Source organism: Lactococcus muris (genome assembly GCF_042849115.1).
Taxonomy (GTDB): Bacteria; Bacillota; Bacilli; order Lactobacillales; family Streptococcaceae; genus Lactococcus; species Lactococcus muris.
The window spans coordinates 1-12005 of sequence record NZ_BAAFQO010000004.1 but is presented as its reverse complement, the minus strand read 5'-3'; the positions used below and the strand labels follow the sequence as shown (position 1 = coordinate 12005).

The 12005-nt window shown below is 40.4% G+C and carries 8 protein-coding genes and 1 pseudogene; all 9 read right to left on the bottom strand.

The window, feature by feature from the left end; translation table 11 throughout:
- Positions 1-47: 47 nt before the first annotated feature.
- Entirely contained in the window at positions 48-845 is a 798-nt protein-coding gene (locus tag ACGHCK_RS03295) for an alpha/beta fold hydrolase (protein ID WP_251423294.1), read from the bottom strand.
- A 500-nt stretch (positions 846-1345) separates the two neighbouring features.
- Positions 1346-3826 carry a leucine--tRNA ligase gene (gene leuS / locus ACGHCK_RS03290; RefSeq protein WP_251423291.1) on the bottom strand — a complete coding sequence of 827 codons (2481 nt, stop codon included), beginning with the start codon at positions 3824-3826 and terminating at the stop codon, positions 1346-1348.
- Between the two features lie 203 nt (positions 3827-4029).
- Complete coding sequence (locus ACGHCK_RS03285; RefSeq protein WP_251423288.1) at positions 4030-4731, bottom strand: helix-turn-helix domain-containing protein; 702 nt, start codon at positions 4729-4731, stop codon at positions 4030-4032.
- Positions 4732-4765: 34 nt separating this feature from the next.
- Entirely contained in the window at positions 4766-5737 is a 972-nt protein-coding gene (locus ACGHCK_RS03280; protein ID WP_202231483.1) for a ribose-phosphate diphosphokinase, read from the bottom strand.
- Positions 5738-6003: 266 nt separating this feature from the next.
- On the bottom strand, positions 6004-7311 hold the full coding sequence (gene ftsY / locus ACGHCK_RS03275) for a signal recognition particle-docking protein FtsY (protein WP_251423285.1): 1308 nt from the start codon (positions 7309-7311) through the stop codon (positions 6004-6006).
- A gap of 8 nt (positions 7312-7319) precedes the next feature.
- Positions 7320-8120, bottom strand: coding sequence for a Cof-type HAD-IIB family hydrolase (locus ACGHCK_RS03270; RefSeq protein WP_251423282.1), 801 nt, complete (start codon positions 8118-8120; stop codon positions 7320-7322).
- A gap of 197 nt (positions 8121-8317) precedes the next feature.
- Entirely contained in the window at positions 8318-9286 is a 969-nt protein-coding gene (locus tag ACGHCK_RS03265; protein ID WP_251423279.1) for an AraC family transcriptional regulator, read from the bottom strand.
- Between the two features lie 60 nt (positions 9287-9346).
- Positions 9347-10165: an oxidoreductase gene (locus ACGHCK_RS03260; RefSeq protein WP_251423276.1), complete on the bottom strand. Its 819-nt coding sequence runs from the start codon at positions 10163-10165 to the stop codon at positions 9347-9349.
- 989 nt (positions 10166-11154) lie between these two features.
- Positions 11155-12005: pseudogene (locus ACGHCK_RS03255) on the bottom strand (hypothetical protein); the annotation flags it as partial.

Sequence of the window (12005 nt, the reverse complement as noted above, 5' to 3'; positions counted from 1 at the left end):
ATATTTTAGCTGATTTCAGATAATTTCGCCCTTTAATTCCAGTCTTTTCACACTATCTTTTCAATAAAAGTAAGGAGTTTTTCATTAAAAGCCTCAATGTTCTCAACATGAAGAATATGTCCACAATCTTCAAAAACACTTACCTCTGAGAGTGTATTCCTTTGGAGCTTGCGAGCAGCTTGTGCATGCTCTGGTGGAAAGATTGGCGAGTGACCGCCAGCAAGGAAAAGATGCGGCACGCGCTCTCTTGTAAGATTTTTCCGCCAGTCCTGTGTAATCACGTTCTGCAATAAATCTTGGTGCTTTTGAAAATCAAAAGGAAGCATGCCCTTTCCAAGAACCCGCTTGACTTGGCCTGTGAGTTGACGATTCGTTAATTTTGTGCGTGGAAAGTCCCTGATAAAATGTTCTAATTCGCCCAGTGTTTTTCCCGTATTTCCGTCCATCCAATCTTTGGCTTTCATAAATGTCGGTGCCTGATCCTCCGTGACAATGGCCGTCAACCTCGCATCTGTAAAGAGTTCTTCATAAGCCATAATAGTTGCTGCCCCCATCGAATGCCCGACTAATATGGGTTTCTCCAACTGTAGAAAAGTCATGAGTTCCTCTAAATCTGTAGCCAAGCGGTGAAGAGTCATTCCATAATCCACTTCCTGACTCTGCCCATGACTACGATGGTCATAAGTGATAACGCGATAACCTGCTGAAACAAAAAAATCGATTTGAAAAGCCCAAGTCACCTCGCTGGCAGAATAACCGTTAATAAAAACCAGAGCCTGCTTTCCTGCTTGACCATAACTGTGATAATTAATTTGAACGCCGTCGTTCGTTGTATAAAAAGGCATGACTCCCTCTTTCTCTCATTCAATCATTTGCGGTTTTATCTCAAATCAAACAGCAAACTCACTAATTATTGTAGCAAAAAATGCACAAGTTTCCTGACTTTTTGTTTCTCATACTGTGTGTAAGGCGTGTAAAAAGAGCAAGGTTTGGGATACAATGTAGGAAATGAACTTTTTTGATCCATTTCACCCTAAATCTCCTAAAAACATAGAACAAACGCCATTGACATAGTTAACTCTCATCAAAAATATCGTTCATACCTTTACAGTGAATTTGAGTCGAAACTGTTGAAAAATTTTACATAATTTTTCTTTAACACGATGTCTTGTGTAATAAAGATAGAATTATATAAAGTCAGGGACAAAATTAAAAAAGACTAAATTCATCCAAAACGCGTAAAAAAACACTTAATCTGTGTATTTTCTTATACACATGATTAAGTGTTTTTATTGTCGGGCCTTTGCCCCGTCTCTTTTCAACAGTCTTGTTTGAAAGACCTACTTTACTTAACTACAATATTTACCAATTTATTTGGAATTGCAATAACTTTGACGATATTTCCTTCAACTTTTACTGCTTCCAGTCCAACTTTTTCTAACTCATCTTTCGGTAAGTCTTTTGCAATTTTTACTTTTGCTTTGAGTTTACCATTAATTTGCACAACAATTTCTACTTCGTTTTCAACAAGTTTGCTTTCATCATATGTTGGCCACGGTACGTAAGAAATTCCTGCTTCATTTCCAAGCTCTACCCAAAGTTCCTCCGCAAGGTGAGGTGCAAATGGCGCTAAAAGTTGGACAAAACCTTTGGCGTATTCAAGCGGCAGAGTTTTGGCTTTATTGGCAGCATTAACAAAAATCATCAGTTGTGAAATCGCAGTGTTGAACAACATGTGGTCCAGACGTTCCGTAACGTTTTTAACCGTTTCATTATAAACCTTATCCAAGCTGCCGTCATTTTCTTCTGTGATTGTGCTGTTGCTGAGCAAACGTACCACGCGGTCCAAGAATTTGCGTGCGCCTTCCAGTCCTTCTTCTGACCAAGGAATGCTTGCATCTAAAGGTCCCATGAACATTTCATAAACACGTAAAGTATCAGCGCCATAACGTTTCACAACATCATCAGGATTAACCACATTCTTCAATGACTTAGACATTTTCGCTGGTGCTTGTTCAAGTTCCTCACCTGTTTCGATGTTGAAATATGAACCCTCGCGCTTTTCAACCTTATCCGTAGCAACCAAAGCACCGCGACTGTCTCGATAAGAAGTTCCTAAAATCATTCCTTGATTAAAAAGCTTTTGGAAAGGCTCTTTTGTTGGAACAATTCCCAAATCATAGAGTACCTTATGCCAGAAACGCGCATAAAGCAAGTGAAGGACGGCATGTTCTGCTCCTCCAATATAAATATCTACAGGAAGCCATTCTTTAATAAGTTCTGGGTCAGCGATAGCTTTGCTGTTCTTCGGATCTATATAGCGAAGATAGTACCATGAAGAACCAGCCCACTGTGGCATAGTATTTGTTTCACGTCTCCCTTTTACACCGTCTTCTCGGGTCACAGTCAACCAATCTGTCAAGTTAGCCAAAGGTGACTCTCCCGTACCTGAGGGCTTGATGTTCGACGTTTTTGGTAAGACTAATGGAAGCTCATCTTCTGGAACTGCAGTACTTGTGCCATCTTCCCAGTGGATAATCGGAATTGGTTCCCCCCAATAGCGTTGGCGGCTAAAGAGCCAGTCACGCAGACGGTAAGTTACCTTACGAGAACCGATGCCTTTTTCTTCAAGATAGGCAACTATTTTTTCAAGAGCTTCTTCCTTCTCCAGACCATTCAAAAAGTCCGAGTTAATCATCTTTCCGCCTTCTGTATAGCAAGCTTCCTGAACATTCCCACCATCGAAAACAGGGACAATTTCCAAATCATAAGCCTTGGCAAACTCCCAGTCACGTTCATCATGCCCAGGCACTGCCATGACGGCCCCATGACCATAGCTGGCAAGTACATAATCCGCAATCCAGATTGGCATTTTCTTACCATTTACAGGATTAATTGCATAGGCACCTGTCCACACACCAGTCTTATCTTTTGCTAGGTCTGTACGTGCCAAGTCTGACTTCAGACTAGCTTGATGTTGATACTCTTCAACAGCTTTTGCTTGCGCTGCTGTTGTAATCTTCTCCACCAATGGGTGTTCTGGTGCAAGAACGGCAAAAGTCGCTCCAAAGAGTGTTTCTGGGCGCGTGGTGAAGACGGTGAATGTTTCATCTCTACCTTCTACCTTAAAATTCACATCTGCACCCACTGATTTTCCAATCCAGTTGCGTTGCATCTCTTTGATTGACTCAGGCCAGTCGAGCTCTTCCAAGTCATTGAGCAAGCGTTCTGCATAAGCCGTGATTTTGAGCATCCACTGACGCATAGGTTTACGGACAACAGGATAGCCTCCACGTTCAGAAGTACCATCAGGGAGGACTTCCTCATTTGCAATAGCTGTTCCCAGTTCCTCTACCCAGTTTACAGGTACTTCTGCCTCATAAGCTAAACCTTTTTCATAAAGTTTAGTGAAAATCCACTGTGTCCACTTGTAAAACTCTGGATCTGTTGTATTTATTTCCCGCTCCCAGTCATAGCTAAAGCCAAGACTGTTAATTTGGCGCTTGAAAGTGGCGATATTCTTAGCTGTAAATTCAGCTGGATCATTCCCTGTATCAATCGCATACTGCTCTGCAGGCAACCCAAAAGCATCCCAGCCCATCGGATGAAGGACATTATAGCCTTGTGCACGCTTGTAACGGCTCAGAATATCCGTTGCTGTATAACCCTCGGGATGGCCCACGTGAAGTCCTGCTCCTGAAGGGTAAGGAAACATATCCAATGCGTAAAATTTTGGTTTGTTTTTGTCTGTACCTGTGCGGAAAGTATTATTTTCAGCCCAATACTTTTGCCATTTGGCTTCAATCTCATTGTGTTTATATTCCATATTTTATTCCTTAAAACTTTTATAATTTACTTTTACAAATATTAAGCTTTATTATACCAAAAAAGTATTTTTTCTGCTTTTCTTCAGAGGATGACTTGATTACTGTCTCATAAGATCCTTCACCTCGCCTCATAAAGCTTGACGTTTCTCACTAGTGCTTTTAAAGGCAATGCGGACAGTCCATTACCATAAGTATCACCTACCTAAGAAAGCGGGAAAACTCTATCCAACCCTGCCCCAATCAAGCTGTAAGCTAAAACAAGATCACTCCCTATAAGTTGCAAGCCGTACTTCTGTTCATATTTTTTCATCTTATTAAGCAAGGTGTTCCGATGAACGTAGAGAAGCTTTGCTGCAGCCACTTGGTTTCCCTTAGTTGTGTAAAGCGCTCGAACCAGTTCCATGTCGTCTGGACTTTGGAGCAGTTCTTGCTTTACATTATTGAGCAGTGTGCTGTCGACTTGACTTAAAGCGTGTGCAAGTATAACTTCACTAAAGCTAGCTCTTTGCCTAAAAAACTCTGACTCTTCCGCATAAACCTTAGCCAAATCCTCTCTCGACGCAAAGCTCCCAATGTAACTCTCTAGCTTTTCTCCCATGTCCTGTGACAAAACGCGCAGACTGTCAGAGAGTTCTGATTTGCTTAAGTTTTTTCCCGTATATTCTTCAATCACAAACTGTTTTTCGCTATCTTGACCGATCAAGTCAGGCAAGACAAAACGTAAGTTCTCTACAAATTCCGGAAAATCTGCGACTGAAAACTGTAAAATGCGAAAACGTCCTACAGGTAATCTGGAAAAATCAGCAGAAGTTCTTGAAAGCAAGGCGACTAAAGTACGTTCCCGTGCCGTAAGTTCAGCCTCTGGAACATCACGATAAAGTTCTTTTATTTTTTCTATTTCCATTTTTCAAAAAAGTGACCGTTCGGCCACTTTGCTCTTAATTTTCAGTAGGGATATGTAATTCGAAAAGCGGCGATAACGGACGTTTTTCGTGGATACGGATGATTGCATCTGCAAGCAAGGGGGCAATTGAAATTTCAACAATCTTTTTACTGCGACGTTCATCTGGTATTTCGATAGTGTCTAAAACGACAAGCTTATTAATCCCTGAGCTTTCAATGCGTTCAATAGCTGGCCCTGATAAAACAGCATGTGTACATGACGCATAAACTTCTGTAGCCCCAAGCTCTTTCAAAGCATTTGCTGCAAGGGTAATCGTTCCAGCTGTATCAATCATATCATCAATCAAGATACATTTTTTCCCCTTAACATCACCAATGATGTTCATAATCTCTGCAACATTCGCACGTGGACGGCGCTTGTCAATAATTGCAATCGGTGCTTTCAAGAAAGCTGCCAACTTACGCGCTCGCCCTACGCCACCGTGGTCAGGTGAAACGATAACGAGGTCTCCCCCCTGTGCAAAGCCATGACGGCGAAAATATTCCGCGATTAATGGAGCCCCCATAAGATGATCCACTGGAATATTGAAAAAGCCTTGAATCTGAGCAGCGTGCAAATCAAAAGTAATCAAACGATCTGCACCTGCAATTTGAAGCATATTGGCAACTAATTTGGATGTGATTGGTTCACGCGCTCGCGCTTTACGGTCTTGACGCGCATACCCATAATAAGGCATTACCACATTGATTGAAGCAGCACTCGCACGTTTCAAAGCATCCATCATAATCAACAGTTCCATCAAGTTTTCATTGACTGGAGCACTTGTTGATTGGAGGATAAAGACGTGTTCCCCACGGATGCTCTCATCAATTTTGACTTCGACTTCACCATCATCATAAGTGAGTACACGCGATTTCCCAACTTGGATACCAATTTCCTTTGCAACCTTTTCAGCCAACTTTTGATTAGATGAAAGCGCAAACAACTTCAAATTTGAATACGACATGACAGCCTTTCTATATAAAACAGTTTTATAACTAGACCCTTTCATTTTACCTTGAATTGCGTTTTTTTTCAAGTCTCGATGAGTTTCTTCGAAAAGCAAATGTTCAAGACATCACAGTAAAAATGCTCTTTTTGAGGAATCAGCTCGACAAGACCTCTCTATCCAAAAGTTACAAAAATGGAACCTTATTAGTTAGAAGGTTCCATTTTTCTCCCTGTCGTTTAGTGTCCTTTATTAATCGTTCGTCTTTCTGAGGGAATATCTGTTTAGATGAGTTCCTTAAACAAGCCACGTACAAAAAATTCTTCATCAAAATCAGCAAGATCGTCAATCCGCTCCCCTAATCCTACTAATTTAACAGGTATTTTCAAACTCTGAACGATGGACAAAACAATTCCACCTTTTGCTGAACCATCCAGCTTAGTCAAAGCAATCCCTGATATCGGTGTCACTGCACTGAATTCTTTGGCTTGCTGAATCGCATTTTGACCAGTCGTTGCATCTAGAGCCAAGATAACTTCATGCGGTGCTGTAGGCAGCTCACGCTTGATAATTTTCCCTATTTTTTCAAGCTCTTTCATCAAATTATCTTTATTTTGAAGGCGTCCAGCTGTATCAATGAGCAATATATCGTAATTTTCAGTCTTGGCTTTTTCTACAGCATCAAAAACAACACTGGCAGGATCAGCCCCCGCTGCTTTTGTTACAACTGGAACATCTGAACGCTTGCCCCATTCTACAAGCTGGTCAATAGCACCTGCTCGGAATGTATCCGCAGCTGCAAGAAGTACTTTTTTCCCTTCTTCTTTATAACGATGAGCAAGTTTACCGATGGTCGTTGTTTTACCAACTCCATTCACTCCCACAAAGAGAAAGACGGTCAAACCTTCTTGTAGATTCAAATCAGAAGGTACTTTTTCATCATCAAATTTATCAACAATTTTTTCAACAATGAGTTGACGCAAGGCGTCTTGCGATTTTGCATTTGCTAGCTTTGCTTCATGTCGCAACTCCTCTGTGACTTCCAAGGCTAGGTCAACCCCAACGTCTGACATGATGAGCGTTTCTTCAAGTTCTTCGAAAAATTCCTCGTCTACAGAGCGAAAATTTGCTAAAAAGGCATTGAAGCGCTCTCCGAAGGTCTTTCGCGTTTTTTCCAAGGACTTGTCGTATTTTTCCTCAAGATTATGAGCTGTCTTTTCTTCTTGAGCTTCTACAGGTGCAGAAGCCTTAGAAAGCTGTTCATCGTTCTGTTTTTCCAAAGAAACAACTTCTTCAGCAAGTTCTGAACTTTCAATCTCCTTAATCTCTTCTTCGAGCACATCAGACTCTTCTTGAAAGTTTTCCCTTTCTTCATCTGATGGTGAACTTTCTGAGCCGAGCTCTGCAAGAATTTCAGGCATTGTTTCGTTCAGGAGTTCTCCTGCTTGCTCAGAAAAAATGACATATTCTACAGGCTCCGAATGCTCCTCAGATTCATCATTTCCCCCAGCGACTTCTTCCTTAACTTCAACTTCTTCAACAACTTTCTCGGTTTCTTTTTTCTTACCAAATAAACGGTCAAATAATCCCATATTTCCTCCTATAAGACATATTCTTGAATCACTTGGGCGACTGCATGCTGGTCATTTGTAAAGTCTGAAATGATATTGGCTGCTTGCTTAACTTTTGGCACGGCATTTTTCATGGCTACACCATAGCCTGCCCACGAAATCATGCTCAGGTCATTTTCCTCATCTCCCATGGCCATGACATTATCAGGTGTGAGTCCTAACTGTTCGATGAGCTTTGATAAACCAAACGCTTTATTTATTCCCTTAGGCATGAACTCTAATAAGATATCACGTGTCTTAAAAATTTCAAACCGCTCAAATAATTCTTTTGGAAACTTGCGAATCTGCGCATCAAGAAAGTCAGCATCTGTACAGGAAACGATTTTATTGTAAATCCCATCTTGTGGCAGTTGGTCAAAGCTTACTGGATGAAATTCCAGAAGGCTGTTAAGGGAAGGATACTGTGAAGGACGCGCGCTTTTGGTGACATACACGATGTCGTCACTCAAGATGTCACAAGGGATTTCCAGAGCAGAAGTTTCTTGTTTAATCAAGCGTATATCATCGTAACTCAACACTTTTTTAGAGAGAATTTCACCTGTATTGCGTTGGACCAGTCCACCATTGAAAGTAATACTAAAATCATCAAAATCCAGCATTTCCAATGTCTCTAAAAAAGGTTGAATGGCTGCCAAAGGCCGTCCTGTTGTCAAAACAACCTCCACACCCTTTTGTCTTGCTGCTTGTATGGCTTCAATGTTTTGAACGGAAATCTTCTTTTTACTGTTAAGTAAGGTTCCGTCAAGGTCTAAAGCGATTAATTTTATCATACAATTTCTCCTTATTTCGGTTTAGGGGGCGCAAAAAGCTCTAAAGGTGTGACTCTTTTAACGTTTTGGTTTTATCGTATAATTATATCATTTTTTAGTATTTCTTTTCCAATGATAAAAATAAGCCACATCACATGGATATGACTTTGCCATCAGTAAAAAGATAATTTTCGAACATCTTTTTAAACTTTGTTTCATCAGAACATTTCTTTTCTATATTCTGTTACTGTTTTACCTGTCCATTTTTTAAAGGCTCGACTAAATGCATTTACTTCGCTATACCCAACTAAATATGAAATTTCCTCTGTTGGTAACCCCATTTTTATATAGGAAAAAGTCATTGCTTTCTGAACAGCCTGTAATTCCTGTTTAAAGGTTGTATTTTCTGATGTCAAGTTTCGTTGTAGTGTTCGAACACTGACACCTAAATGGCGTGATATGTCCGCCACTGAAAAAAATCCACTTGATATGGCTTTGTAAAGTTCCTGTTGAACATGACCAGTAAAACTCTGTTCTCTTTCCTGACGAGCCAAGTGTTGATTCAGCTCGGGTTCCAAGTATTGCCACATGATATTGTTCTGGGTTAGAAATGGCTTGAACAAATCAGTCTTATCAAAAATCAGACGGTTGGTTTCCCCTTTCTGAACCTGAGCCCCAATGGTTTCCAGTGTCACGTCATCATAATCATAAGGACTTTCGACAACTAAGGATAAGCGCTGAGCTCCAATACCAGTTCGCAACAAACTCAGCACTAACAACTGCTCATTAAGAACAGAAAACTTAGGCAATTCCATGTTAGCATGGATAAACTTAAAGCTGACTTCGACGGTATTTTCTAATTCAATACTATCCACAACAATTGGACCTGTAATTTTTTTAAAGCGGGCAAAACGCTTGAGAGCTTCTAACCCATTTGGAGAAGATAAAGCGGCAAAAAATGCTGGTACAAACATCTGAATATGAGAAAACTGACTAAGTTGGCGGATATTTTCTTCCGTCATGACTTGATCGAATTCTTGCAAGAGCCGATAATATTCTAAATCGGTTAAACTAATCTCTTCCTTCCAGAGTTTATTAGGCACATTTGCCCTTTCTAAAAGCAAAGGTAGGTCTACACCAACGGATTGCAAAAAATCTTGAAATTGATTAGTAATGTTAAGTTTCATTTTCCTTGTTTTCCTTATTTAGATAATCGTTATACCATGAAAGATTTATTAGTGCCTCATCTATCTCATTGCTGCCATCATCATCATATCAAAGAATTTATCTCCGAAGATACGGCGAATTCCAACAAGAAGTTTTCCTCCACGACCAACAAGATAGCGAGTTCTAGGGTTACGAGCGTTGATGATTTTCAAAACAGTTCGTGAAATAACCTCTGGTTTTGAACCTGGTGTTGGGTTATTTTCCATCTGCTTAATGTAACCATTGACTAACCGTTTATAAGGTCCATTTTTTGATTCATAAGAGAAGTTTTGAGCAACAGTCGCATTAAAGCCTGTGTTAATCATACCTGGCTCAAGGACAACCACCTTGATATCGAACTCTTTGACTTCCATACGGAGGCAATCGCTGAAACCCTCAATTGCGTGTTTACTTGCATGATACCAAGCTCCAAGTGGTGTGTAAATTTTTCCACCCATTGATGAGGTATTGATAATCAAACCTTCACGTCGCTCACGCATATAAGGAAGAACTTTTTTTGTCAAGCGAGCAACACCATAGACGTTGACTTCAAATTGTTGTTGAACTTTCTCCATAGACAAATCTTCAACTGGACCGTAAAGACCATAGCCAGCGTTATTCCAAAGAACATCAATACGACCTTGCTCTTCAATTACTTTTTTGACTGCCGCCTCAATGTCAGCTTCATCTGTCACGTCCATTTTCATGATATGTCCACCTAGCGCTTCTAAGTCTTTCATCTTATCAACACTTCGTGCTACGGCGTAAACCGTGTGACCTGCTTTAATCAAATCTTGAGCTGACAATTTTCCCATACCTGATGATGCACCTGTAATCAAAATCACTTTTTTGTTAGACATATTTATAACCTCTTTTGATTTATTTGATTTATGTATTTATTATAAGGGATTGTTACGGCAATTGCCACAACATTTCATGCCAATCATTTACCATTTTGTGCCAAAGTATCATCAGCTACTGGGGACTGTTCATAAAAAAGGCCCCGTCTCCTGAACCTCCTGTATTTATTCTTATAGAATTTGATAAAACTAGTCTATTTTCCAATAGGTGGATAATATAGTCCTGTCATCTTTGGACAATCTATCATTCCTATGCTTACTGACTCTGATGTCAGTAACTGGATGATTAACTTCATTAACAATAATTAATCAAAGAGCCTGGGACAAAAAACTGGGGGGCTCCCAGATAGATTATTTTCGTTGCAGAAGGAGAAAATAGGCTCAAATTCTGATTCTGCGATATTTTCACAACAACTTTAAATACTCTTGATATAGTCTTTTAGGACTATCAGACCTAAACATTCATGTTTTACTCTCACTCTGATAGCTGCCCCCTATACGCTAAAAAGCCTTGAAACAAGGCTTTTCACTATTCAAATGTATCAAAGGTTTCAAGAAAACATATCATTTAACGATTACCAACCTTTTAACGATAATAAACTATGTAACAATTTTAGTTTTTATACTTAATCACTTATAATTCAAAAAAATATCGCTTAACGATTTCCTCAATATTTCAAGCTTAAAAACTACCAATATCCCTTTTATTACTGCTATTTATTTTGTTAGATTGTATCCACTAATTGATTGTCATTTCTAAAGCGATTAATTTTATATCCTTTGTCATGTTTATATTATAACATACTCCGTTACCGGGCACGGACTAATTATGACCCCGAAGCGATAACTTTGCTTTTCTGAAGAAGGAAAGATGCTCTAGCACATATCTTTTCGCTCTCTTCTTATTCTAGCAGGCTATCACTATCAAATGCCGAGACGAAAGCAACATAAAAAACCAAGCAATCATAAACATCACTTGGTTACTGCTTCTATATGTTTGATGTCCATGCGCCGTCTTGGTCGCGGAGGATGAGGGCGGGCCACTGTCCTCCTATCGCTGAGTTCGTCGCATTCCAATGATTGATTACATTAAATGTTCCTGTTGAACCTCCTACTGGCATTACCAACCAAGGATGCCACTCCCCAAATGGTGTTCGTGTTACCCCTACACTGGTACGTGAAGCCATAGTTGGAAAAGCTTTGCCTGGACCCGAAAGATGATTGACTTCTGCTACAGAAAGGGCAAAGGCCTTCTTCTCGCCGTTAGAGTCAACTGCCGCAAAGTCATTTTTCAAAGCAGCCGTAAAGGCTGGATTCTCAAAGTCTAAAATAAAAGCATGAGGTGTTCCTACAACGGGGATCCATCCACTGGCCCATTCTGAAGAATTAGAAAACCAATTTTCACTGATATGTGCATCCGGCCCCACTCCAGTAAACTCCTGCTGCACGGGCTGGACCTGACGGCGAACAACACTTGGCAGATTATCATGCCAGTTCTTCATGTTATTATCTAAAGTTGAGTCATTATAGTTATCCGTCGCAGGATTGATATTCCATTGGCTATTGAACTGAGGCTCTATCGTATTTACCAAATGATTCCCGTCACCCTTGTTTTCAAGATAGCGGTACTGCGTGCCACGCATAGAGAATGTTTGACCCGGTGTCATTTCACCTAGGATTGGCATACCGCTGCGGACTTCATCCACCAACTGCTTGGCGAGGGCGCTATGCTCCTCGTTGCTGCCTTCCCACAGGGCTGCCACATCGCCATCTGTGTTGGCAACCATGTTGGCAACGGCCTTAATCCCGTAATACAAGTCCCCTCTGAGTCCCCCTATGG